This window comes from Lysobacter sp. cf310, from assembly GCF_900114355.1.
In the GTDB taxonomy this organism is placed as follows: domain Bacteria; phylum Pseudomonadota; class Gammaproteobacteria; order Xanthomonadales; family Xanthomonadaceae; genus Lysobacter.
Map to the genome: position 1 here is coordinate 368,740 of NZ_FOSS01000002.1, position 25,082 is coordinate 393,821.

Below are 25,082 nucleotides of genomic sequence, written 5' to 3' on the forward strand. Positions count from 1 at the left end.
GCTTATTCCTTCGCGTCCTGCAGGCGATAAACGGTGTGCGCGCGCTGCTCGCCCTGCCAGGGGTCGAGCGCGCGCACTTCGATGCGGTGCTCGCCCACCGCCAGGTCGGTCGGCAAGGTGCCGCGCCACAGGTGCGCGGAGGGTTCGGCCTCGGGCGAGCGATCGTAACCGCGCAGGTTCGCGGCCTCGTCGTCGCGCGCGTTCTCGGCCAGCAGCGCCGGGTCCTGCTTGGGAAGCCGCCGCATCGGCGCCCAGGCGCCGTCGTCGATGCGGAACTCGACCCGGCTGTCGTCCTGGCCCATGTAGACGTTGGCGTACACGCCGAAGGCCGGATACGCGCCGCGGCGCAGCGTGCGCGGCGCATGCAGCGACATCGCCTGGGTCGACCCGGCCGCGGGCTGCAGGCGCGCGGGATGCCAGCTCAGGCGGTAGGCGCCATCGGCGCTTACGCCCAGGCGCGCGTAACCGTTCGGGGTGCCGTCGGCCATGGTCGCGGCGGGAATGCCCTGGGCGTCCTTGACGCCGGACCAGAACGCCCCGCAGGCGGCGCCGACGTTGTATTCGTGCAGCGGCGCGGCGCCGTGCCAGCCGTCCTGGGCGTCGTGATAGACGTGGCGCTGGATGTGGCCGTGGCCGCTGAGCAGCAGCACGCGCGGGAACTCGCGCAGCAGCGCGAACAGACGCTCGCGGTCGGCGTGGCGGAAGGTCTCGCGGCCGGGCGCGGCGTCGAAGAACGGGATATGCACGCCGATCACCAGCAGGCGGTCCTTGCGCGCGCCGGCCAGGTAGCGTTCGAGGAAGGCGAACTGATCCTCGCGCAGGCCGCCGATGTAGTCCGGCTTTTGGCCGGGCTGATAGATCACGTCGTCCAGCATCACGAACGAGGCCGCGTGCTCTTCCCAGGCGTAGGTGTCGGGGCCGAACACATGGCGATAGCTCAGCAGCGAGTCTTCGTCGCGGCCGGCGTCGAAATCCAGATCGTGATTGCCCGGCGCGTGCAGCCAGGGCACGCCGAGCTGGGCGGTGGCGCGGTTCAAGGCCGGGTACAGCGAGAGGTCGTCGTGGACGATGTCGCCCAGGCTCAGGCCGAGGTCGGCGATCGCGCCGGCGCCTTTGCGCTGCGCCAGCAGCGGCTCGACGATGTCGCGGCGGTAGTAGTCGACGTCGGTGGCGGTCTTGGGCTGGGGATCGGCGAACACCAGCACGTCCAGCGGCGCGCTCGCGGGCGTGGCCTCGCGGGTCAGGGCGTAGTCGCGGCAGCTCGGGAACGTCGCGGGGATGCCGCCGTACTTGAGCTTGGGGCCCGGCTCGCGCTGCACGTTGACGCTGAAATCGGGCAACCCGTTGTCGCGAAGGCCGACGCGGTAGCCCGGCGGCTTGATCACGAAGCTGGTGCGGCCGTCGATCGCGGGCAGATGGTAGTGGCCGTGGGCGTCGCTGACGACCAGCTCGACGCCGTCGGACACGCGAATATTCGGCAGGCCCGGCTCGCCCTCGTCGCGGCTGCCGTTGCCGTTGCGGTCTTCATAGACGATGCCGCTGTTGCACGGCGGCGGCAGCGCCAGCGCGCGGGCCGGGGCGATCAGGGCGAGCGCGAGGACGCAGGCGGTGACGGATGGGCGCATGGCGGGCTCCGAACGGGGCCCCATTATGCGGCGCCGAGTTACCGATCCATGTGCCGGAGCGCACGAGTGCGCGCTGTCGCTTCCTGTGGGAGCGGCGTAAGCCGCGATGCGCGACAACTCGTCAACCGACGCGGCTCCAGGCGGGTGTTCTCTCGGTAGGTCGCGGCTCTCGTCGCATGCCGAAGGTCGAATCGCGGCTTACGCCGCTCCCACAGACAACCGGAACCCAGGGGCACGAAAACCTGCTCAGGCCGGCTCGGAACCGCGATGCGGCTGGCCGTGGCGCGACTTCAGCACCGCCACCGCGTCGTCCAGCGACAGGCCGCGCGCGCGCAGCAGCACCAGCAGGTGGTAGAGCAGGTCCGCCGCTTCGCCGCACAGCGCCGCGTCGTCCTCGATCACGCCGGCCAGGGCGGTCTCCACGCCCTCCTCGCCCACCTTCTGGGCGATGCTGCGCCGGCCCTGCTCGAACAGCCGGGTGGTGTAGCTGCCGGCCGGGCGCTCGCGTTCGCGGCGCGCGACCAGGCCGTCGAGTTCGGCCAGGAAATCGTCGGGCGCGTGCTCGAAGCAGCTGTCGCGGCCGAGGTGGCAGGTCGGCCCCTGCGGACGCGCCTGCACCAGCAAGGTGTCGCCGTCGCAATCGGCTTCGATCGCGAGCAGCTGCAGCACGTTGCCCGAGGTCTCGCCCTTGGTCCACAGCCGTTGCCGGCTGCGGCTGTAGAAAGTGACGTGGCCGCTGGCCAGGGTTTGCGCCAGCGCCTCGCGATTCATGTAGCCCAGCATCAGCACGCGCAGGGTCGCGGCGTCCTGCACGATCGCCGGCAACAGGCCGTCCTGCTTGTCCCAGGACAGGCCGTCCATCGAAAAGTCCGCCCACGCGCGCGCGGTTGCGGGCGCGGCGCCGGACTCAATGCTCATAACGGACCTCTACGCCCTGTGCACGCAGCTCGCGCTTGAGCTCGGGGATGCGGATCGTTCCGGAATGAAACACGCTGGCCGCCAGCGCGGCATCGGCGTCGGCGCCGCGGAACACTTCGGTGAAGTGGGCGATTTCGCCGGCGCCGCCGGACGCGACCAGCGGCACCTCGCAACAGGCCCGCACCGCCGCCAATTGTTCGAGGTCGTAGCCGCGGCGCACGCCGTCGCTGCCCATGCAATTGAGCACGATCTCGCCGGCGCCGCGCTCCTGCGCCTCGACCACCCAGTCCAGGGTGCGTCGCGCCAGCGCGCGGGTGCGTTCGGGATCGCCGGTGTACTGGCGCACCCGCCATTGTCCGTCCTCGTCGCGCAGGCTGTCGATGCCGACCACCACGCACTGCACGCCGAAGGCGTCGGCGATCTCGCCGATCAGGGCCGGACGTTCCAGCGCGGGCGTATTGATCGAAATCTTGTCGGCGCCGGCGCTGAGCACCGAGCGCGCGTCCTCGACGCTGCGGATGCCGCCGGCCACGCAGAACGGAATGTCGATGCTGCGCGCCACCCGTTCCACCCAGTCGCGGTCCACGCTGCGCCCCTGCGGGCTGGCGGTGATGTCGTAGAACACCAGCTCGTCGGCGCCCTCGTCGCGATAGCGCAAGGCCAGTTCGACGATATCGCCCATGTCGACGTGATCGCGGAAGCGCACGCCTTTGACGACGCGACCATCGCGCACGTCCAGACAGGGGACGATACGGCGGCTCAGCATCGTTGCGCCTTGTGCAGGGCTTCACCGAGGCCGAAACGGCCTTCGATCAGAGCCTTGCCCAGCACCGCGCCGCGGCAGCCGGCGTCATGCGCGGCGACGATGTCGGCGATGTCGCGGATGCCGCCGGAGGCCTGCACCTGCATCTCCGGGGCGATCGCGCGCACGTGCCGGTACAGATCCAGGTTCGGACCCAGCATGGTGCCGTCGCGGGACACGTCGGTGCACAGCAGGTGGCGCACGCCGACGCTGGCGAAATGCTCCAGCATCGGCTCCAGCTGGGCGCCGCTGTCCTCGGTCCAGCCGGCGACCGGCAGGCGCCAGTGGCCGGTGCTGGATTGGCGCGCGTCCAGGGCGACGGTGATGCGGTCGGCGCCGTAGCGCTGCAGCCAATCGCCGACGCGGTCGGGTTCGCGCACCGCCAGCGATCCGACCACGACGCGGTCGGCGCCGGCGTCGAGGATGGCCTCGATGTCGGCCTCGCTGCGCACGCCGCCGCCGGTCTGCACACGCATCCAACTGGTGGTGGTGATCGCGCGCAGCAGCGGCGCCAGGGTGTAACCGCCGTAGCGGGCGGCGTCCAGGTCGACCAGGTGCAGCCAGCGCGCGCCGGTGTCGGCGTAGCGCTTGGCCATGGTCAGGGGTTCTTCGTCGTAGGCGGTTTCCTGCTCGTAGTCGCCCTGGCGCAGGCGCACCACGCGGCCGGCGCGCACGTCGATGGCCGGGTACAAGGTGCAGTTGTTCATGCCGGCACCCCGTCGAGGAAGTTGCGCAACAAACGCGCGCCCACCGCCGCCGACCGCTCGGGGTGGAACTGCGCGCCGTAGCGGTTGTCGCGCCCGACCACGGCCGAGAACGGCACACCGTGTTCGCTTGCGGCCAGCGTGTCGGGGCCCACCGGCACCGCGTAGCTGTGCACGAAGTAGGCGCGGTCGCCGTCGGCGATGCCGTCCAGCAGGGGCGACGGACGTCGCCGTTCCAATGCATTCCATCCCATGTGCGGCACGCGAACTCCCTGGCGCGGTTGCAGTTTGCCGATGCGTCCGGGCAACAGCCCCAGACACTCCACGTCGCCCTCCTCGGACGACTCGAACAGCAGCTGCATGCCCAGACAGATCCCGAGCAGCGGCTGACGCAGCGCCCGGATGGTGTCGACCAAACCGAGCTCACGCAGCCGCGCCATCGCTGGCGCCGCCGCCCCGACCCCCGGCAGAATCACGCGCTCGGCCTTACGGATCGTGGCGGGGTCGGCGCTCAGAACTGCGTGCGCACCCAACCGCTCCAGTGCATAACGCACCGAGCCGATGTTCCCCCCACCCATGTCGATCAGTACGACGCCCGTCACGAAAAACCTCTTGCTCGTGCCACCGCCGACCGCTTCGGGTCGGCTCAACTATCGCCATTCCGGTCGCAAAGCGGACTTGCGGCCGCCGCTTCGACGCGGACTACACATTTCTGAACGACGCTGCGTGCCCTCAGAGCGTGCCCTTGGTGCTGGGCAGGCCGTGGCCCTCGCGCCGGATCGCCTGGCGCAGGGCGCGCGCGACCGCCTTGAAGCAGGCCTCGACCTTGTGATGGTCGTTGTCGCCCTGTACGTTCAGATTCAAATTCAGCCCGGCCGTCTCGCACAGGGAACGGAAGAAGTGCGGCACCAGTTCGGTCGGCACGTCGCCCACGCGCTCGCGCGCGAACGCGCCCTCGAACACGAAGTAGGGCCGGCCGGAGAAATCCAGCGCCGCCGTGGCCAGGCTCTCGTCCATCGGCAACACGAAGCCGTAGCGGCCGATGCCGCGCTTGTCGCCCAGGGCCGCGCGCAGCGCCTGCCCCAGCGCCAGCGCGCTGTCCTCGATGGTGTGGTGCTCGTCGATGTGCAGATCGCCCTGGCAGGTGAGCTCAAGCGCGAAGCCGCCGTGCTTGCCCAGCTGTTCCAGCATGTGATCGAAGAAGCCCAGCCCGGTGGACACGCTGGGATCGGCCTCGCGGTCCAGATCCACGCCGACCTCGATGCGGGTCTCGCGGGTGTTGCGCTGGATGCGCGCGGTGCGCGGCGCGTCGGCCAGCGCATGCGCGATGCCGGCCCAGTCCCACTCGCCGCCGAAGGCATCGGTGCGCAACTGGAAGCCGCGGATGCCGAGATTGCGCGCGAATGCGATATCGGTGTCGCGGTCGCCGACCATGGCCGTGCGCGTCCAGTCGATGCCGCGGTCCTTGAGCAGCGGCAGCGCCAGGCCGATCGCCGGCTTGCGCGTGGGCGCGTTGTCGGCCGGCAGACTGGTGTCGATCAGGATGTCGCGGAACACGATGCCCTGGCTGGCGAACACCTGCAGCATCAGCGCGTGCGGGCCCTCGAAGTCCTCGCGCGGGAACGCGGCGCTGCCCAGGCCGTCCTGGTTGCTGATCATCACGAACTGATAGCCGGCATCGCGCAGGCGCAGCATCGCCGGAATCACGCCGTCGACGAAACGCAGCTTGGCGTAGCTGTCGATCTGGAAATCCTCGGGCTCGGCGACCAGGGTGCCGTCGCGGTCGACGAACAATAGCGGGGTCTGGCTCATAGGGACGATTCGAGGGTCGGGTTCATGCGGCGCGCTCGCCCGCGTCGGCGCGCGCCAGGGTGTCGAGCACGCGCGCATTCTGTTCGGCGGTGCCCAGGCTGATGCGCAAGGCGTCGCCCAGCTGCGGCGCCGCGCGCATGTCGCGCACCACCACACCGGCGGCCAGTAGCGCGTCGAACGCGAGCTGGGCGCGTTCGAAACGCGCGAGCAGGAAATTGGCCTGCGAGGGGTAGACCTGGCGCACGCCGCGCACGGCCGGCAGCGCGGCGTACAGGCGCTCGCGCTCCAGCACGCAGGCGACCGCATTGGCGTGGCTGAGCGCGCGCGCACCGCTGTCGAGCGCGCGCAGGGCCAGTGCCACGCAGGGCTCCGCCAGCGGATACGGCGCCTGGCAACGCTGCAGCGCCGCGATCAGGGCGGCGTCGGCGATGGTGCTGCCGATCCGCGCCGCCGCCAGCGCATGCGCCTTGGACAAGGTGCGCAGCACCACCACGTTGGGCTGGCTGGCGATCAGGCCGATCGCCGACGGCGCCTGCGCGTATTCCAGATAGGCCTCGTCCACCACCACCAGCGCGCGTTCGCTCAGGCGTTGCGCGAGCGCGGCGATCGCGTCCAGCGGCAGCAAGGTGCCGGAGGGGTTGCCCGGCGAGCACAGGAACACCAGCTTGGCCGCGGCCTGCTCGGCCGCGTCCGCGATCGCGTCGAAGTCGCAGACGAAGCCGGCCGGCGTGTCGCGCAGACCGACCTCGACCACGCGCGTGCCGTGCAGGCGCGCGCACACCGCGTACATGCCGAAGGTCGGCGGCGTGGTCACGATGGCGTCGCCGCCGGGGCGGCAGAACGCGCGCAGCAGCAGGTCGATGCCCTCGTCGCTGCCGCGCCCGGCCAGCAGTTGCTCGGGCGCGCAGCCGTACAGTTCGGCCAGGGCCGCGCGCAGGCGCGGCGGTTGCGGATCGGGATAGCGGCGCAGCGCGCCGGCGTCGTCGGCGGCGTTGGCCCAGGCCGATTCGTTGGCGTTGAGCCAGACCGAACCGCTCAGGGCCTCGCTGCGCGCGGATTTGTAGCCGGCGAAATCGCGCAGGTCCTCGCGCAGCAGCGACAGCGGCGCGCTCATGCGGCCACCTGCTGCAGGCGCAATGCGACCGCGATGCGGTGCGCGTCGAGGCCTTCGGCACTGGCCAGTTCGACCGCGCAGGGGCCGATCGCGGCGATGCCGCGCGGCTGCACTTCCTGCACCGTGATCGCGACCTGGAAGCTGGCGACGTTGACGCCGCCGGCATAGCGCGCGGCGCCGCTGGTGGGCAGCACGTGGTTGGTGCCGCTGCAGTAGTCGCCCAGCGCTTCGGGCGCCCAATCGCCGAGGAACACCGAGCCGGCCGCGAGCACGCGCGGCAGCCAGGCGCGCGCGTCGCGCAGGGCCAGGATCAGGTGCTCGGGCGCGTAGCGGTTGCTGACGTCGAGCGCGTCGGCGATCGAGTCGACCCGGATCGAACGCGAGGCGCGCAAGGCCGCACGCGCGGTCTCGGCGCGCGGCAGGGCCGCCAGCTGCGCCGCGATCTCGACTTCGACCGCGTCCAGCAGCGCGGCGTCATCGCTGAGCAGGATCACCTGCGAATCCGGGCCGTGCTCGGCCTGCGACAGCAGGTCGGCGGCGACGAACGCCGGGTTAGCGCCGGCGTCGGCGATTACCAGTACTTCGGACGGTCCGGCCGGCAGATCGATCGCCGCCCCGCCCTCGAGCAACGCGACCTGGCGCTTGGCTTCGGTGACGTAAGCATTGCCCGGCCCGAACAGCTTGTCGCACTTGCCGACGCTGGCGGTGCCGAAGGCCATGGCGGCGATCGCCTGGGCGCCGCCGAGTTTGTAGACCGAATCCACGCCGCAGCGACGCGCGGCGTACAGCACCGCGGGATCGGCGCGGCCGTCGCGGCGCGGCGGCGTGCACAGCGCGATCCGCGGGCAGCCGGCCAGGCGCGCGGGCATGCACAGCATCAAGGCGGTGGACGGCAGCGGCGCCGAGCCGGCCGGCACGTACAGGCCGACGCGCTGGATCGGGCGCAGGATGCGCTCGCAAAGCACGCCGTCGCCGCTGTCCAACGCGTAGGGCTGGGTCATGCCGGCGGCGTGGAAGGCCTCGATGCGGCTGGCGGCCTGGTCGATCGCGGCGCGCAGCGGCGTGGCGATCTCGCGCTCGGCGGCGTCGAATTCCTCGGCGCCGACCGCGAACGCGTCCAGGGCCACGCCGTCGTAACGCGCGCTCAGCGCACGCAGCGCGGCGTCGCCGTCGCGCCGTACCTGTTCCAGGATCGCCGCCACCGCCTCGGCGGTTTCGCGCCGGGTCTGCTGGGCCGGACGGCGCAGCGCGGACTCGCGCTCCTGCTCGTCCAGCGCGCTCCAGCGCAGGCGCTGCATGCTGCCCTCGCCGCTCATGCCAGCATGCCCTCCACCGGCAGCACCATCAGGCCGCGCGCGCCGGCGCGCTTGAGTTCCTCCAGGCGCTGCCAGGTCACCGCGCCGTGGCACAACGCCTGCAGCGCGACGCCGTCACCGCCGTCGAGCTGCATCACCGTCGGCGCCTCGGCGTCGGGCAGCAGCGGCAACAGATCGGCCAGCAACTGACGCGGGGCCTGGAACAGCAACAACTTGCTGTGACGGATGCGCAGGGCACCGTCGAGGCGGCGCAGCAGCAGATCGGCCAGTTCGCCGCGCACGTCGTCGAAGGGATTGATCGGGCCGGCCAGCACCGCCTCGCTCTCGATCAAGGTGGTCACCGCCTTGAGCTGGTTCGCGGCCAGGGTGGCGCCGCTGGAGACCAGGTCGCAGATCGCCTCGGCCTGGCCCAGGCGCGGCGCGATCTCGACCGAACCCGACAGCAGCACCACCTGCGCGTCCACCCCCTGCGCGGCCAGCCACTGCGACAGCAGGGCCGGATAACTGGTGGCGATGCGCTTGCCGGACAGCTGCGCCGGCCCCTGCCAGTCCCAGCCTTCGGGCACGGCCAGGTCCAGCCGGCAGGCGCCGAAGCCGAGCGCGCGCCATTCGCGGAACGCCGCGGCGCGGCCGTTGCCGCGGCGGTCGCCGTCCTGCTCCAGCAGCACGTTGCGGCCGACCACGCCGAGGTCGCAGACGCCGTCGGCGATCAGGCCGGGGATGTCGTCGTCGCGCACCAGCAGCAGGTCCACCGGCAGGGTTTCGCCGTAGCAGAACAGGCGGTCGCGGCTTTCGCGCCAGCTCAGGCCGCAGGAAGCCAACAGCGCGCGCGCCGGCTCGGCGAGGCGGCCGGATTTCTGGATCGCGATGCGCAGGCGGTCGCGCGCGGCCGGGCTGGCGGGAGGACTCATGGGGGACATCTCGAAGAGGCGGGGGATGGAGGGCGCTCAGGGCCCGGCACGACGGTTCAGCGGACGCGCGTGGGGCGTCGATGCAGGGCCGCGGCGTAGCCGCCGGCGCCGCGTTCCAGCATCCGGGCGACCCGACCGATCGTGGTCACGCTGACCCCGGTGCGGGCGTGGATTTCGCGATAAGGCATGCCGTCGCGCAGCAAGGGCACGACCCGCCAGCGGTCGGACATGGCTTCCAGTTCGGCCGGCGTGCACAGGTCTTCCAGGAAGGCCCGCATCTGCTCGGGATTGCGCAGCCCCAACAGCGCGGTCGCCAGGCTGGCGATCGGGTCTTCGCTGTCATCGATGTCTACGGCGCGGCGCTTCACTGGGACGGTTCGCTCTTTCGTTAATGTATTAACGCGTTAATACATTAGCCGAAGCGGGCCGCGCCCGTCAAGCCGCCCGCCGCGGCCGGCCGGGATCGGCGAAAACCGCCGTTCATCACAATAAGAACGACCGACCGGCGGTCGCTGGCGCTCCGCCTAAGGCGCCGCAGGCTGCAAACTAGGGCGGTGCCGGAGCGTAGACTGCCTCCGAGCCCGCGCCGCGTAGACCCACCGCCGGCCGGACCAACGGAGAGGGTGCGCATGGGGCGTGGTTGGAGAGGCCTACAGCTTTGGCTGCTCGTACTCGGGCTATGCCTCGTCGGTGCATCGTGGGCCGCGTTCGCCAAGACCGACACCGCGCTGGTGCTGGACGGCACCCATGTCGGCGTGCCGCTGGAACCGCACATCGCCTACTACCACGACGTCGACGGCCGCCAGGATCTGATCGGCGCCGAGCGCGCGCTGCGCGAAGGCCGGTACGCGCCCCTGCCCAACGGCAACGCCGCGTTCGGCTTCCAACCCGGCGCGTACTGGTTCCACGTGCGCCTGCTCAACCGCGACCGCAACGAGCCGCGCTGGCTGCTGGTGCAGCAGTACGCGCTCAGCGACCGCATCGACGTCTACACGCGCCATCCCGACGGCCATGTCGATCACCTGGCCGGCGGCGACAGCCTGCCCTTCTCTTCGCGCAGCATCCGTTACCGGCATCCGAACTTCTGGTTGAACCTGCCGGCCGACCAGCCCGCCGATCTGTACGTGCGCGTGCAGAGTCAGAGCTCGATGCAGGTGCCGCTGACCCTGTTCACGCCCACCGCGTTCACCGAGGTCTCGCGCGATGCGCAATTCGGCATCGGCCTGTACTACGGCATCCTGCTGGCCTTGTTCATCTACAACCTGGTGCTGTGGCTGAGCCTGCGCGACGCCAGCTACTTCTGGTACCTGCTGCACATCTCCGCCTTCGGCCTGGTCCTGCTGACCCTCAACGGCCTGGGCTTCGAATACCTGTGGCCGCGTTCGACCTGGCTGGCCGACAAATCGGTGCCCTTGTCGATCTGTCTGGCCCAGGTCGGCATGCAGCAGTTCGCGCGCACCTTCCTGGGGCTGAAGCAGCGCTGGCGCCTGGGCGACCGGGTCGGCCTGGGCATGATCGCGTTCTTCGTCCTGCTCGGCATCGCCGCGACCCGCCTGCCCTACAACGTCGCCACCCCGCTCGCGTCGGCGGCGGTGTTCTTCAGCATCGCCTGGATCGCCGTCGCGACCCTGGTGGTGCTGCGCCGCGGCTACAAGCCGGCGCAGCTGTTCCTGCTGGCCTGGTCGATGTTCCTGCTCGGCACCGGCATGTTCACCGCGATCGCGTTCGGCCTGCTGCCCAAGGTGTTCATCACCGAATACGGCGTGCAGATCGGCTCGGCGCTGGAGATGCTGCTGCTGTCGGTGGCGCTGGGCTATCGCTACGCCTCGCTGCGCAACGAGAACGAACGCATCGTCCACGAGGCCAAGACCCAGCTCGAACACAAGGTCGAGCAGCGCACGGTCGAGCTGCGCAGCGCGCTGGCGCAGCTGGAGGACGCGCACGAACGCCTGCGCGAAAGCAGCCAGCGCGACGGCCTGACCGGCCTGCACAACCGCACTCATTTCCGCAACGTGTTTCAGGAGCTGCTGGAGAAATCGCAGCAGAGCGGACGACCGCTGTCGCTGCTGATGATCGACCTGGACCACTTCAAGCAGATCAACGACCGCTACGGCCACCTGGTCGGCGACGAATGCCTGTGCTGGGCCGCGCGCACCATGGGCCATGCCCTGCAGCCGCATCGCGCGCTGCTGGCACGCTTCGGCGGCGAGGAATTCATCGTCGCCCTGCCCGGCCTGGACCTGCAGGCGGCCTCGCGCGTGGCCGAAGACCTGCGCCAGCACCTGCGCGAGCAGCCCTGCCGCAGCGGCGAACACGCGATCACCATCACCGCCAGCATCGGCGTGCACGCGATCGCACGCGAGGCCGACAACGACAGCGACTGCGACAACGCGATCGACCCCGCCCTGCAGGACGCCGATCAGGCCCTGTACCAGGCCAAGGCCGATGGCCGCGACTGCGTGCGCACCTCGGCCCCGGAAGAACGCCGACACCATTAGCGCCCAGCGCGCCACCTAGGATGCGGTGAGCGCAGCGAACCGCATCGCCCGCCAAGTCGCGACGCACCCTGCAATGCGATGGCGCGGTTCGCCTACGGCTCACCACACCCTACGGCCGCCTCAAGCGGACGGTGCGTACATCACGTCCGAGCGCAGCACGTACTTGGTCCCCGCCTCCACCGCCGCACCCTCGTGCCAGGTGTCGTGCACGAACAGCAGCGCCGCGCCGGTGCGCGGCACCACGCGGAAGCCGCGGAAGTCGGTATCGCCGCCGGCGAACCCTTCGTTGAGATAGACCAGCAGGGTCAGCCGGCTGCTGCGTCCGTCCTCCAGCCAGGGCCCGTCCTTGTGCATGCGGAAACGCTGCCCGGGGCCGTACTTGTAGAAGCGCAGCGCGCGAGGCAGGCCGATCGCCGCCTCGCCTTCCAGCAGCGGCAAGGCAACCTCGCCGAGGCCGCGCCACAAGCGCTGCACCCAGTCCGGCGACTCGAACACCACGCGTTCGTTGTTGCGCACCTGCGGTATCGCCCGCGCGCCGCCCGGCGCGCGCACGTCGGCGGCGGCGAAGCCGCGTGCCTCGGCCAGCTCGATCAGCACCGTGCACTCATCGGCGTCGAGGAAATCCTCGACGCTGAATACCTGATCCGTATGCGCGATCACCCGCATGAGGCTACCTCGTAGCGACGGGATACGGCGGCGCCGTATCCCGTCGTCGTGCTCACAGCACCGAACGCGCCGCCGCCAGCACGCTGCCGTCGGAGACCATGCGCAGCGCGGTCGCGACTTCGCCGTCCAGGGCGCGATCGCGCGGCAGGAAGGCAATGCGTTCGCGGATCGCGGCGTGCGCGGCCGCGACCGCGCGGCCCGGACGGAACTCCTCGGCCGCCGCCAGCTCGCTACGCAGGCCTTCGACCTCGGCCAGGAAGCCGGCGTGGTCGGCGTCGCCGGGCAGCGGGCCGCCGGCAACCTTGCCGGCGAGTGCCGGCGCATCGGCGCGATCGGCCAGATCGCGCGCCGCATTGATCATGTCGCGGCGCAGGTCCAGGGCCTGAGCGGCGGTGTACAGCTCCAGCGCCAGCACCTTGCCCAGATCGTCGGCCATGGCCAGCACGTGGCGCGCCTCGTTGGCGCCCATCGATACATGGTCTTCGGCGTTGGCGCTGGTCGGGATCGAATACACCGAAGCCGGATGCGCGCGGCTGGCCAGGTCGTTGACGATGGCCGCGGCGGTGTACTGCACGATCATGTGACCGGACTCGGTCGAGTCCTCGTTGCCGATCAGGAACGCCGGCAGGCCGTCGTTGGTGGCCGGATCGACCAGCTTGTTGAGGCGGCGTTCGGAGATGCTGGCCAGCACCGGGATCGCGGCCTTGACGTAGCTCATCGCCAGCGCCAGCGGCATGCCGTGGAAGTGGCCGGCCGAGATCACCTGCTGTTCGACGTGCTCGGCCTGCGCGTCCGGGAACACGATGGGGTTGTCGGTGAGCGAGTTGAGCTCCACCTCGAGCACGCGCGCGGCCTGGGCCAGCGCGTCGCGTACGGCGCCGTGCACCTGCGGAATGCAGCGCAGCGAGTAACTGTCCTGCGGCTGGTGCTTCTTGCCGCCGCGGAACGGACGGAAGCGCAGATAGAACTTCTCGCGGCCGTGACGCTGGCCGAACGGCACCCAGTCCCAGCCGATGTCGAAGCGCAGCGCCTGCGATTCCGGCGTGTCCCAACTGCGCGGCTGCCAGGCGCGGAAGCGCGGCACCAGATGGTAGGGAATGTCGGACAGGGTCGAACCTTCGAGCAGGCGGCGCAGGTGCGCGGCCACCTCGACCTGGCCCGGATGCGGGCGCAGCGCGTGCACTTCCTCGGCGAACGCGCCCAGACGGCCGGCGAAGGCGTCGATGGTCATGGCCGCGGCGAGGTCGGCGGTGTCGGCCAGATCCTCCAGCTTCTCCAGCGCCAGCACGCCGCAGGCCAGCATCTGCGCGGTGCCGTTGTTCAGCGCCAGGCCTTCCTTGTACGACAGCGTGACCGGCTTGAGGCCGGCGCGCTCCAGCGCCTGCGCGCCGGGCATGCGCTCGCCCTCATAGAAGGCTTCGCCGCCGCCCAGCAGCACGATCGCCAGATGCGACAACGGCGCCAGATCGCCGCTGGCGCCGACCGAACCCAGCTGCGGCACCACCGGCACGATGCCGGCGTTGAGCATGGAGGTCAGCGCCTGCAGGGTCTGCACGCGGATGCCGGAGTGGCCGCGCATCAGGGTATTGATGCGGATGCACAGCATCGCGCGCACGATCTCCGGCGCGAACGCCTCACCCACGCAGACCGCGTGGGTGACGATCAGATTGCGCTGCAGCTCTTCGTGCAGAGTCTCGCCCGAGGCCTGCGCACCGGGCAGTTGGTCGCGCAGGTGATGGGCGCCGAGCAGACGGTCGGCGTTGCTGCCGAAGCCGGTGGAAACGCCGTAAATCGGTTCTTCGCGACGCACCTGTTCGGCCAGGAAGTCGGCCGCGCGTTGCACCGCCGGCAGTTGCGCGGCGGCCAGTTCGACCTGCGCGCCGTAAGCCACCGCCACCAGTTGCGCGCGCGTCAGCGAACGGCCGTCGAGTTGAATCTTGTTCATCTGTAACCTCGCCTCGCACCCTGGCGATCATCTGAACGGCGGGCGTTCACCGCGAACGGTCTGGCCCGGCCGAGCGTACTCGGGAGTCGGTGCGTCTATGCCACATTGGGAACCGCGACGGCGGATGCGCGCCACGGGGTGATTCGGTACGCCCTCACGCCGGATTCCGATCCGGCCGACGACGCACCGCGTAGCGGAATCCGGACGCGCACCCGCGCGTCCGGCACCGCGATCCAGCAGCGCGAACGCACAGCGACGCGGCCATACCACCCGCGACGCCGACGCCGTTCGCGCCTCGATTGCTCACTCGGACACGGCCTGCGGCATGACCCGCGCCTGCTCCAGCTCGATCCGTAGGGTGCGCGCCAGCTCGCTGCGCGCGACCTCGAACTGATCTTCGCGACGCAGGTCCTTGACGGTGGCCACGCCCTTGGCGATTTCGTCCTCGCCCAGCACCACCACGAAGCGGATGCCGGCGCGGTCGGCGTACTTGAACTGCTTGCCCAGCTTGGACGGCTCCATCACCACTTCGGTGTTGAGGCCGCCGTGGCGCAACTCGTTGGCGACCGCCAGGCAGTGCGGCAGGTGCGCGCTGTCCATCTGGGTGACCAGCACCTGCACCGTGCTGGCGGCGGTGTCGACCAGGCCGGCCTCGCGCAACTGCCAGAACAGGCGGGTCAGGCCGATCGAGATGCCCACGCCCGGCAGGCGCGACTTGGTGTAGTGGCTGGCCAGATCCTCGTAACGGCCGCCGGAACAGATCGATCCGATCTGCGGGTAGTCGTCCAGGGTGGTCTCGTAGACGGTGCCGGTGTAGTAGTCCAGGCCCCGCGCGATCGAGAAGTTGAGCGCGTAATTGGCCTCGGGCACGCCCAGCGCCCGCACCAGCTCCAGCACTTCGCGCAGCTCGGCCACGCCGGTGCGCAGCGATTCGTTGCCTTCGCCCAGGGCGTCCAGTTGCGCCATCGCGTCGGCATGCGAGTTCGAACGCACCGCGACGAATTCCAGGATGGTCGCGACCGCGTCCGCGGCCAGGCCGAACTCCGGCCCGGTCAGGGTTTCGCGCACGTAGTCGGCGCCGCGCTTGTCGAGCTTGTCGACCTCGCGCAGCACGCGCGCCTGCAGCTCGGCGTCGGCCACGCCCTGGGCCTCGAAGAAGCCGCGCAGCAGCTTGCGGTTGTTGAGCTGGATGGTGAACTTGCCGATCGCGAGCTCGGAGAACACGGCGTGGATCGCGGCCGGCATCTCGGCGTCGTGGCGCACGCTGAGGCTGTCCTTGCCGATCACGTCGATGTCGCACTGGTAGAACTCGCGGAAGCGGCCGCGCTGCTGGCGCTCGCCGCGGTACACGCGCTGCATCTGATAGCGACGGAACGGGAACGCCAGCTCGTGCTCGTGCTCGGCCACGTAGCGCGCCAGCGGCACGGTCAGGTCGAAGCGCAGCGCCAGCTCGGGCACGCCCTCGCCACCGCCCTCGGCGGCCTTGTTCAAGTTGCCGGTGGACTGGACGAAGTAGACCTGACGCTCGGTCTCGCCGCCGGACTTGGTCAGCAGCACCTCCGACAGTTCCATCACCGGCGTTTCCACCGGCAGGAAGCCGAAGCGCTCGAAGTTGCGGCGGATCGTATCCAGCATGCGCTGGAACGCGATCTGGTCGGGCGGCAGCAGCTCCATGACGCCGGGCGGGGTGCGTGGCTTGATCAAGCGGGACTCCGGAGGAAAGACGCGCCGGCCCGGCACGCCGCAGCGCGCGCCGAGTGGACGCAAGGCCGGTAGTTTAACGTTCCGCCCGTACGCCGCACCCTCACCCGGAACGGCGCCTGCGCGGGCTCGCGCGACGGATTGCGGCCTGCCTCTTGCTCGCCTCGATCGGTGCCGCTAGAATTGTCGGCTCAGCTGTCGGGGTGTAGCTCAGTCTGGTAGAGCGCTACGTTCGGGACGTAGAGGTCGCAGGTTCGAATCCTGTCTCCCCGACCAACTGAAAACGGAAAAAGCCTGAAAACTTACGTTTTCGGGCTTTTTTGTGGGCCGAATCCGGCCACGGGGTCGATCGATGCGGCACCGGGCGTGCCGCCCCCAGCGCCCGAAGGGTCGCCCGCGAGCGTGGCCGCGCGCCCTGCGGGCAGGCGCAAGCGCCGCAAATGGCGCTTTCACGCGGGTACGGCCTTGGCCGTCTGCCGCCAAGCCCCATCCGATCCGGTAGAGCGATCCAGACCCGAAGCGAGGGCCTGAGGACCGCCCCATCGCGCCGCATCCAGGCCCGCTCAGGCCGGCGACGCTTTCGCCGCCGGCCCGCCGAACGCGCGTTCGCTACGGCTGCACCGCGTAACCGGCGAAACGCCAGCTGCCGTCCTCGTCCAGCCGGAACGACACCAACTCGCGTACGGGCGGCTTGCCTGGAAACTCGGCCAGGAACTCGGTCGAGGCGTACAGACCCGGCGGCAGGGCCGAGCCATCGCCGGACTGGCGGCGCACCGACAGCCAGCTTCGGTTGGGGGTCTTGCCCAGGGGCTGACGCGATTTGCTGATGCCGGCGACGAAGGCCTCGCGGCTCAGGGTCTTCTTGGTCACCACCGAGGCTTCGTCCCAAAGCTGCGCCGCCTGCCCCGCATCCACCGCCGTGGCCACGCGCAAACCCGCATCGCGGATCGCATTGGGGTCGACCGCGCCGGGGGCCGGGCGCGCCGTCGCCTGAGGTGCCGCCGACCGCGCTGCGGGAGCCTGTTGCGCAGCCACCACGCCGGTCGCCAGCAGCAGGGCGACACCCATCATCGAAAGACCGCTTTTCATCCGAACACCTCTATCAAAGTTCTGGGTCGTACATCAGGAGAGAAGAGGCGCGGTCTTACTGCAGGCCCCAGGCCAGCACTTCCACGCGCCGATTGGGTTGCAGGCAGTCCACCAGTTCGTCTTTCGGCAATGCGTCGGCGCACTGCTGCACGGGTTCCGACTCCCCGGCCCCTTGCGCCTTGAGACTGTCCTCGGCCACGCCTTCCTCGATCAGCAGGGCGCGCACGGTCTGCGCTCGCCGTTGCGACAGGGCCAGATTGGCCGCTTCGCTGCCGATCCGATCGGTGTGCCCGATCACTTGCACGATGGTCGCCTTCGAGCCCTTAAGCTGGATGGCGATAGCCGCCAGTTCCGCACGGCCCCGCGGCTGGATGTCCTGCGCATCCGAACGCGCGAACGCGAACAACGCATCGGCGGACAGCTGGAAGCGCCTCGGCTCACCCGCGATCGCAGGCGCGGCGCTCGTCGCCTCCGTCTTCAGCGAGTCGAGGCAAGCGGCCGGCGCCCAGTGAAAGCCCTGACCGTGATAGCTCTGGTCGAATATCACTTTGTACTGACAGCTGACGATCCGATCGCCCTGGCGGAAATGAAACAGGTAGTCCCACTCGCGGGCGGAGTAGCCCTCGCGGAAATGCGGCCTGCCGATCAGGTGGTACAGCTGGTCCTTGGTGACGCCCGGACCGATCTGGCGCAAGTTGTCCCGGTTGGGAAAGGTGCCTTCCTTCAGCACGATCTCGTCGGTGGACGGAAAGATGACCTCATCCGCTCGCGCGTCCGGCGCGATACCGCGGCTGACATGGCGGGTGCATGCCGTCAGCGCGATTGCCGCGATGAGGGCGCATAGCGCGAACCGTGCGGTCCGCGTCGAACTGTTCCTGATGACCATGCCTTAGTCGCCTCTTATCTGTCGTCTCTAGACTTCGGTGGCTGGACGGACGCTCTGGAGATCGCTTTCGACTCCGGCAGATCCGCCGCGGATTCGTGGGGAAATGAAGCGGCAGGCCACGCCGGGGTCGGCGTTGCGCGGGCCTGCCGCCCCCGGAGGATTACCACTGAATTCCGGCACCCACCGAGAAACCCCAATCGCGTGTGGTGTTGCCGCTGGCCTGCGCCTTGTAGACGTAGCGACCGTTGTCGGTAATGCCCGACAGACCGATCGCCATGCCGTACTCGCCCTGATAGCCGCCGAAGCCCACCGCCAGCATGCTCTTGCCCGGCAGGTAGGCCTGCGGCAGACCGGCCATGGCCATCGCCGACGAGGTCGCGCCGCGATAACCGCGCTCCATCGTCCACACGTCGTTGTCCAACTGGGCCAGGCGGGCGTCGGTGTACTGGTTGGCCTGGTTGATGGCGTAGTTCACGCCCGAGCTGAGCTGATTGACGTTGACGGCGTCGGTGCCGGCGATGCCCGGCGCCACGCCGGTGATGGTGCGTCCGCCGATGTTCATCTCGCCGGTCGAGCTGCTGTTGCCCACGTAGGCCGCGTTGTAGTTGGTCTGCGCGCCGACGGTGGTGGCCGAGCCGTTGCCGACGGCGACGCTGTTGACGTGGGTGGCCTTGGAGCCAGCGCCCAGCGCCGCCGAATCGTTGGCCGTGGCGCTGGTATTGGCGCCGATGGCGACGCTGTTGTTGCCGCTGGCGCTGGAGTTCACGCCGCCGGCCATGGCGTTGACCCCGGTGGCGCCGTTGTTAGCGTAGTTGCCGCCCTGCACGCCGCCGTCGTTGACGCTGTAGTAATGGGTCGCGGTGGCGTTGATGTGGTTCTGCACCGCCTGCAGCTGGGCGACGTTGACCGCATCGCTGGGCGCGGTGCCCGCGGCCACGCCGGTGATCTGGCGGTACACGCCATTGCCCGCATCGCCCACGCTGACCGCGCCGGCGGTGCTGGTGGTGGCCGCGATGGCCGCGGTCTGGCCAGCGGTCGCGCCCGGGGGCACGTAGCCGGCGACGCCGGCCGCGGTGTTGGAGACCGAGCCCGCACCCAGCGCGACGCCGCCGGCGACGGTGGATTGCGAACCGGCGCCCACCGCCACCGAACCGGTGCCGGAAGCGACGCTGTTGACACCCATCGCGACGCCGCCCTGCCCGCTCGCCGATGCGTTGACGCCGGCGGCCACGGAGTTCACGCCGCTAGCGCCGTCGTTGTTGTAGTTGCCTCCGCGCACGCCGCCGTCGTTGACGCTGTAGTAGTGCGCCGTTGAAGCGTTGACGGTGTTGCTGAGATTGGCGATCGCTTGATTGGTCGCATGCAACTGGGAACCGTTGATCGCATCGGTGCTGTCGACCGAGACGCGGCCGGCCGCCACGTTGGTGATGGTGCGCTCGGAACCCAGGCTACCCACGCTCACGGTCCCGACCGGCGCGGTGCCCGCGAAGCTGTAGCTGGTGCCGCCGATGACGATGCCCGCCGTGCCCACCGCCGCCGCCGTGGACGCGTTCGAGCCTAGCGCCACGCTGTCGTCGTCGGTCGCGGTCGCACCGTAGCCGATGGCGACCGAACCCGCACCGCCCGCCGCCGCGTTCACGCCCGCCGCGAGCGCGTTGAGGCCGGTGGCACCATCATTGGCATGGTTGCCGCCCTGCACGCCGCCGTCGTTGACGCTGTAGTAGTGGGTCGCGCTGGCGTCGACCTCGTTGCTGAGGTTCTCGATCGACTGATTGGTCGCGAACAGCTGCGAACCGTTGATCGCATCGGTCGAGCTGCCGGAAATCCGGCCCGCGGCGACATTGGTGATGGTTCGCTCGGCACCCAGACTGCCCACGCTGACGGTACCGGCCGGGGTCGTGCCGGCGAAGTTGTAGCTGGTGCCGGCGATGACGACGCTGGAGGTGCCCACCGCGACCGCCGTCGCTGCGTTCGACCCCAGTGCCACGCTGTTCGCATCCGCCGCCGTCGCCCCGAAACCGATCGCCACGGAGCCGGCGCCGCTGGCCGCCGCGTTCACACCTGCGGCCAGGGAATTGAGGCCGGTGGCGCCGTCGTTAGCGTAGTTGCCGCCCTGCACGCCGCCGTCGTTGACGCTGTAGTAATGCGTCGCGCCGGCTTCCACCACGTTGCTCAGGTTCTCGATCGACTGGTTGGTCGCGAACAGCTGCGAGCCGTTGATCGCGTCGGTCGAACTGCCGGAGATCCGGCCCGCCGCGATGTTGGTGATAGTGCGTTCGGCGCCGAGACTGCCCACGCTGACCGTGCCGGTCGGCGTGGCGCCGGCGAAGTTGTAGGTCGTCCCGTCGATCGTGGTGCTGGAGGTCCCCACGGCGGCCGCGGTGGCCGAGCCGGAGCCCAGCGCCACGCTGTTGGCATCGGCCGCGGTCGCGCCGGCGCCAATGGCGACGGAGCCGCTGCCGCCGGCCGTCGCGTTCACGCCCGCAGCCAGCGAATTCAGACCGGTGGCGCCGTCGTTGTCGTAGTTGCCGCCCTGCACGCCGCCGTCGTTGACGCTGTAGTAGTGCGTCTGCCCGGCCGTTACTTCCTGCGACAGCGCGCGCAATTGGGCGACGTTGACCGCGTCGGTGTCGGTGGAACCCGCCGCCACGTTGGTGATCTGGCGGGTCTGGCCGCTACTGCCCACGCTCACCGCGCCCAGGCGGCTGACCCAGGTGCTGCTGGTGTCGGTGGAAGGCAGGCCGGTGACGGGGTCGTAGCCTGCTGCGCCGGCGGCGGTATTGGCCACCGAGAACGACCCCAGAGCGACGCCCTGCGGAGCGCCGGCGTTCGCGCCCGCGCCCAGGGCCGTGGCGTATTCGCCGCTGGACGAGGAACTGTCGCCTAGCGCGGTGGCGCTGCGCCCGCTGGCCGACGAAGCCGGTCCCATCGCCAACGCGCCCAGGGCGCTAGCATTGGAGCCGCGGCCGAACGCGGCCGACGAAACCCCCGACGCCCGCGAGGTATCGCCCACGGCGACGGCGCTGGCGCCGGAGGCGACGGCGTTCGGGCCGATGGCGGTGGCCGCACGTCCCGAGGCGGCCGAGTTCGCGCCGAACGCGCTGGAGAACTGATCGCCGGCCTGGGCGTTGTTGCCCACGGCCGTCGCAAACTGGCCGCTCGCGGTCGCCGTGTCGCCGACCGCGGTGGTCCAGGCCGCGGTCGCATCGGAGTTCACGCCCACCGCCACCGCGCCCTGATCGGCGGCGGCGGAATTGAAGCCGACGGCCACCGACAGGTTGCCGCTGGCGCTGGCGTTCACGCCCGCCGCCAAGGCATTGGTCCCGGTCGCACCGTCGTTGGCGTAGTTGCCGCCCTGCACGCCGTTGTCGTTGACGCTGTAGTAGTGCGTGGCGCCGGCTTCGACCACATTGCTGAGGTTTTCGATCGACTGGTTGGTCGCGAACAGCTGCGAGCCGTTGATCGCATCGGTCGAAGCACCGGAAATCCGGCCCGCCGCGACATTGGTGATCGTACGTTCGGAGCCGAGATTGCCGACGCTGACCGTGCTGGTCGGCGTGGTGCCAGCGAAGTTGTAGCTCACGCCGTCGATCGTCGTGCCGGTGGTCGCCACCGCGGCCGTCGTCACCGAACCCGAACCCAAGGCGATGTCGCCGGCGCTGGCGGTCGCGCTGGCGCCGTTGCCGATCGCGACATTGCCGGCGATGCCGGCCGCGCCCGCCGCGGAACCGTTGCCCAGCGCCACGCTGCCCTGGCCTATGGCGCGGTTACCGTTGCCGATCGCCACCGCGCCGTTGGCCTGGTTGGCGGCCGTGGCGGTGGTCGTGCCGTCACTGTTGGCGATGTTGTTGGCGCCACCGACGAACGCGCCGGTGCCGCTGGCGAAGCTGGGGTCGCCGATCGCGACCGCGCCGTCGCCGAAGGCGGTGTTGGACCGACCGATCGCCACCGCGCCGCCCGCGGCGCTGCCGGCGTTGGCGCTGCTCAGATTGCCGATGGCCACGTTCACGCCGGTCGCGCCGGTCGTGGAGGCGTCGCCGATCGCGACCGAGGAAGCGCTGCCGACCGTGGCCCGGTAGCCCAGGGCGACGGATTGGGTCAGAGCCGTCGTGTTCTGCCCGATCGCAATGGCGCGGGGGCCCGTTGCGGAGGCCGGCGCACCGGTAAGCGGCGTCCCGCCGCCGCCGCCGATGGCGATCGAGCCGAAGCCGGCCGCGCTCGTTCCCGCCCCGGTGCCGGATCCGCCGATGGCGATGGCGTAGGCATTCGTCGACGAGGCCTGCGAGCCCAACGCGACCGATCCGATCACACCCGCTTGGGATTGGAAACCGATGGCGGTCGTATAACTTTGGTTGGTCAACGCCGAAGCGCCGATCGCCGTCGCACCGAGAGTGCCGCCCGAGTTCTGATTGGAAGCTCCGCGGCCGATGGCGACGCCATCCAGCACCGTCGAGACGGCATCGCGTCCCACCGCGATCGAATTCGTTCCGGCCGCACCGTCGTTGTTGTAATTGCCGCCGGCCACGCCGCCGTCGTTCACGCTGAAGTAGTGGATGGCGTTGGCTTCGACCTCGTTGCTGAGGTTTTCGATCGACTGGTTGGTCGCGAACAGCTGCGAGCCGTTGATCGCGTCGGTCGAAGCACCGGAAATCCGGCCCGCCGCGACATGGGTGATGGTGCGCTCGGCGCCGAGGTTGCCGACGCTGACCGTGCTGGTCGGCGTGGTGCCTGCGAAGTTGTAGCTCACGCCGTCGATCGTCGTGCTGGCCGTGCCGACCGCGGTCGACGTCACCGAGCCCGAGCCCAGCGCCACGTCGCGCGCGTTGTTGGCCACGGCGGTATCGCCGAACGCGACCGCGCCCGCCGCCAGCGCGCGGCTGGTGCTGCCGAGGGCGATGCTGCCCTGGCCTACCACGGTGTTCTGGTAGCCGATGCCGACCGCGCCCTGTGCCGCGGTGCCCGCCACGCCCACCGCCTGGCCGCCGCCACCGACCATATTGGTGTTGCCCATCGCTATCGAACCGTTGCCGGTGGCGGTGTTGTCCAAGCCCTGCGCGACCGCGCCGTTGCCGGTGGCGGTATTGGGATCGCCGATTGCGACCGCGCCGTTGCCACTGGCGAAGTTGCCGGCGCCGATCGCGACCGCGCGGCCGCCGGTGGCGGTCGCATCGTTGCCGATTGCCACGGCGTCGGCCGAGTCCGCAAGCGCCGAACGGCCCATCGCGATCGTGTTGTCGGCGCTGGCGTTGGCCCCGGTCCCGATCGCGAGCGCGTTGAGGCCGGTCGCCTGGGCCAAGGCCGAGATGGCCACGGCGTTAACGGCGGTCGCATTGGTATCGACACCCAGGGTTATCGCGTTGACCGCGCCTGAGGTGCTGTTGCGCCCGATGGCGATGGCGCTCAGATCCGTCGATGCGGCGCTTTGACCCAAGGCGATGGCGTTGGTAGCGGTGGCCTGGCTCGAAAGGCCCAACGCGATGGCGTATTGCTGGGATGCCGTCACATCCGTGCCAATGGCGATGGAGCCCACCGCGGTAGCGCCCGCTCCCGGAGCCGTGCGCCCGCCGATATTGATCGAGTTGAGTTGAGAGGCGACCGCCTGGAAACCGATGGCGACGGCGTTCCGGCCGGCCGCGCTGGTGCCGGTGCCTTGCGCGACGGCGTCCAGTCCGGACGCGCTTGCCCGGGTACCGAGGGCGAGCGCGTTTTCCGCGCTCGCCCTCGCGTTCAAGCCGATCGCTGTCGTCGCATTGCTCGCAATGCCGATGCCCGCGTTGGTGCCGATGGCGATATTGTCGTTGCCGCTTACCAGGTTGCCCGCGGAAGCGTCCAGGGTGGCATCGTAGGCGACGCTGCCGTCGCCGCTGCCGAAGGCGACGTTGCGCGTACCCGTAACGCCCGAACCCGCGCCCCGCATCGCGCTGGGAATGCCTCCGCCCATGGCGGTGTTCTGCGCACCGCTGACCAAGGTACCGGCGGCAATGCCCACGGCGATCGAACCCGTATTGGCGGTCGTCGAGCCCGCACCGGCACCCTGTCCGACCGCCACCGTGCTGGTTCCGGACGCGAGCGCTTGCGCTCCGAGCGCGAGCGAACTATTGCCCAGCGCCCGAGCGTTGTTGCCCACGGCGGTGGCCGCATCGATGGATGCCGTTGCCTGGCTGCCTATCGCGACGGTATTGGTTCCGCTGGCGACGGACGCCCAGCCCCCGGCGAATGAAGCATTGCCGCTGGCCAGGGAGCTGACACCGACCGCGGTGGCGTTCCCTCCCGTAGCCTGGGAGAACGTGCCCAAGGCACTGGCACCGGCGCCGGTGGCCTGTGAACTGGCCCCCAGCGCGACCGTATTGATATTGCTTGCGACCGTTTGGAAGCCGAGCGCTACGGACAGGTTGCCCGTCGACCTGGCTTGCGTACCGGCGGCAATGGCATGGGCAGCACCGGCAGTCACGTCCGTGCCGATGGCGATGGCGCCATCGAACAGCGCGCCTGTGCCCGCGGCGGTGCGCGCGCCCAGATAGATGGAGTTGCCGCCCGCGGAATAGGCCTGGAACCCCAGCGAAATCGAGTTCTGCGCGGCGCTATAGGAGTTGTATCCGACTGCGAGCCCACCGAGGAGATCGACGCGCGCGAGCGAACCCAGCGCGGTCGCGCCGATCCCCGAGGCGACCGAATTGAGGCCCATGCACGAGGCGGTGCCGTTGTACTCGTCCCAAGGCGCCGTATCGCAGTTCACCGCCTGGGCCTGCGCCGATGGCGACCATCCGACCCAGCCGATCGCCAGCAGCGCGGCCATGGTCCCGGATTGCAAGCTCCACACCGTGGCCCGCCTTCCGCCCGCGCGCGCCTTGCCGCGCGGCGCAGCCAACTCGGAGGCCACCACCAGCTGATTGAGAGACGGGCTCCATACGACGCTGTAGATTTTGTTCACTGCTCGTTCCCCTAAAGTCAGGCCAATGCGGCGGTCTGCGGAATGAAGGCGATGTGGCGGCGCTGGCGTAACCATCCGCAGGAACATCGCGATGGGCGCGCTCGCCGATGCGACGCGCGCGCCGATCGGCCTCGCCTTCCGGGAGGCACGCGTAACCGGATCGG

General features: G+C 70.1%; 17 protein-coding genes and 1 tRNA gene. 2 read left to right on the forward strand and 16 right to left on the reverse strand.

Features of this window, described 5'->3' with window-relative positions; genetic code table 11:
• Window positions 1-2: 2 nt before the first annotated feature.
• The 10 genes from BMZ45_RS08340 to BMZ45_RS08385 all read right to left on the reverse strand — a co-directional run bounded on the left by BMZ45_RS08340 (window position 3) and on the right by BMZ45_RS08385 (window position 9,549).
• Window positions 3-1,625, reverse strand: coding sequence for a calcineurin-like phosphoesterase C-terminal domain-containing protein (locus BMZ45_RS08340; protein ID WP_091634986.1), 1,623 nt, complete (start codon window positions 1,623-1,625; stop codon window positions 3-5).
• Window positions 1,626-1,871: 246 nt separating this feature from the next.
• Window positions 1,872-2,486, reverse strand: a complete 615-nt coding sequence (hisIE, locus tag BMZ45_RS08345; protein ID WP_254776603.1) for a bifunctional phosphoribosyl-AMP cyclohydrolase/phosphoribosyl-ATP diphosphatase HisIE — start codon at window positions 2,484-2,486, stop codon at window positions 1,872-1,874.
• 46 nt (window positions 2,487-2,532) lie between these two features.
• Window positions 2,533-3,309: an imidazole glycerol phosphate synthase subunit HisF gene (gene hisF, locus BMZ45_RS08350; protein ID WP_091634991.1), complete on the reverse strand. Its 777-nt coding sequence runs from the start codon at window positions 3,307-3,309 to the stop codon at window positions 2,533-2,535.
• Window positions 3,303-4,052, reverse strand: a complete 750-nt coding sequence (gene hisA, locus BMZ45_RS08355) for a 1-(5-phosphoribosyl)-5-[(5-phosphoribosylamino)methylideneamino]imidazole-4-carboxamide isomerase (RefSeq protein WP_091634994.1) — start codon at window positions 4,050-4,052, stop codon at window positions 3,303-3,305. Before hisA ends, hisF begins: the two co-directional genes overlap by 7 nt.
• Window positions 4,049-4,651 (reverse strand): imidazole glycerol phosphate synthase subunit HisH, encoded by a 603-nt coding sequence (gene hisH, locus BMZ45_RS08360; RefSeq protein WP_091636348.1) that lies wholly within the window; start codon window positions 4,649-4,651, stop codon window positions 4,049-4,051. Before hisH ends, hisA begins: the two co-directional genes overlap by 4 nt.
• Before the next feature lie 130 nt (window positions 4,652-4,781).
• Window positions 4,782-5,861, reverse strand: coding sequence for a bifunctional histidinol-phosphatase/imidazoleglycerol-phosphate dehydratase HisB (hisB, locus tag BMZ45_RS08365; RefSeq protein ID WP_091634997.1), 1,080 nt, complete (start codon window positions 5,859-5,861; stop codon window positions 4,782-4,784).
• A 22-nt stretch (window positions 5,862-5,883) separates the two neighbouring features.
• Window positions 5,884-6,975, reverse strand: coding sequence for a histidinol-phosphate transaminase (gene hisC, locus BMZ45_RS08370; protein ID WP_091635000.1), 1,092 nt, complete (start codon window positions 6,973-6,975; stop codon window positions 5,884-5,886).
• Entirely contained in the window at window positions 6,972-8,273 is a 1,302-nt protein-coding gene (gene hisD, locus BMZ45_RS08375) for a histidinol dehydrogenase (protein WP_091636350.1), read from the reverse strand. Before hisD ends, hisC begins: the two co-directional genes overlap by 4 nt.
• 14 nt (window positions 8,274-8,287) lie before the next feature.
• Window positions 8,288-9,202, reverse strand: a complete 915-nt coding sequence (gene hisG / locus BMZ45_RS08380) for an ATP phosphoribosyltransferase (protein ID WP_091635002.1) — start codon at window positions 9,200-9,202, stop codon at window positions 8,288-8,290.
• A 56-nt stretch (window positions 9,203-9,258) separates the two neighbouring features.
• Window positions 9,259-9,549: a YerC/YecD family TrpR-related protein gene (locus tag BMZ45_RS08385; protein ID WP_256374552.1), complete on the reverse strand. Its 291-nt coding sequence runs from the start codon at window positions 9,547-9,549 to the stop codon at window positions 9,259-9,261.
• A gap of 282 nt (window positions 9,550-9,831) precedes the next feature.
• Here BMZ45_RS08385 and BMZ45_RS08390 point away from each other — a divergent pair, with 282 nt between their 5' ends.
• Window positions 9,832-11,700 carry a sensor domain-containing diguanylate cyclase gene (locus BMZ45_RS08390; RefSeq protein ID WP_091635008.1) on the forward strand — a complete coding sequence of 623 codons (1,869 nt, stop codon included), beginning with the start codon at window positions 9,832-9,834 and terminating at the stop codon, window positions 11,698-11,700.
• A gap of 120 nt (window positions 11,701-11,820) precedes the next feature.
• Here BMZ45_RS08390 and BMZ45_RS08395 read toward each other — a convergent pair whose 3' ends face one another.
• The 3 genes from BMZ45_RS08395 to hisS form a co-directional block, all read right to left on the reverse strand.
• The gene (locus BMZ45_RS08395; protein WP_217643173.1) at window positions 11,821-12,366 is read right to left on the reverse strand and encodes a prolyl hydroxylase family protein; all 546 of its coding nucleotides are present in this window, start codon (window positions 12,364-12,366) and stop codon (window positions 11,821-11,823) included.
• A gap of 52 nt (window positions 12,367-12,418) precedes the next feature.
• Entirely contained in the window at window positions 12,419-14,311 is a 1,893-nt protein-coding gene (locus BMZ45_RS08400; protein ID WP_091635012.1) for an HAL/PAL/TAL family ammonia-lyase, read from the reverse strand.
• Between the two features lie 303 nt (window positions 14,312-14,614).
• Window positions 14,615-16,015, reverse strand: a complete 1,401-nt coding sequence (hisS, locus tag BMZ45_RS08405; protein ID WP_091635015.1) for a histidine--tRNA ligase — start codon at window positions 16,013-16,015, stop codon at window positions 14,615-14,617.
• 196 nt (window positions 16,016-16,211) lie between these two features.
• Here hisS and BMZ45_RS08410 point away from each other — a divergent pair.
• A tRNA-Pro gene (locus BMZ45_RS08410) sits at window positions 16,212-16,288 on the forward strand.
• A 333-nt stretch (window positions 16,289-16,621) separates the two neighbouring features.
• On the opposite strand, the gene BMZ45_RS08415 is transcribed toward BMZ45_RS08410, so the two are convergent.
• From BMZ45_RS08415 to BMZ45_RS21595, 3 genes are all read right to left on the reverse strand, one after another.
• Window positions 16,622-17,101 (reverse strand): DUF4019 domain-containing protein, encoded by a 480-nt coding sequence (locus tag BMZ45_RS08415; RefSeq protein WP_254776582.1) that lies wholly within the window; start codon window positions 17,099-17,101, stop codon window positions 16,622-16,624.
• A gap of 55 nt (window positions 17,102-17,156) precedes the next feature.
• Window positions 17,157-17,987 carry an OmpA family protein gene (locus BMZ45_RS08420; protein WP_091635020.1) on the reverse strand — a complete coding sequence of 277 codons (831 nt, stop codon included), beginning with the start codon at window positions 17,985-17,987 and terminating at the stop codon, window positions 17,157-17,159.
• 160 nt (window positions 17,988-18,147) lie between these two features.
• The gene (locus BMZ45_RS21595) at window positions 18,148-24,918 is read right to left on the reverse strand and encodes an ESPR-type extended signal peptide-containing protein (RefSeq protein WP_175488996.1); all 6,771 of its coding nucleotides are present in this window, start codon (window positions 24,916-24,918) and stop codon (window positions 18,148-18,150) included.
• Between the last annotated feature and the right edge of the window lie 164 nt (window positions 24,919-25,082).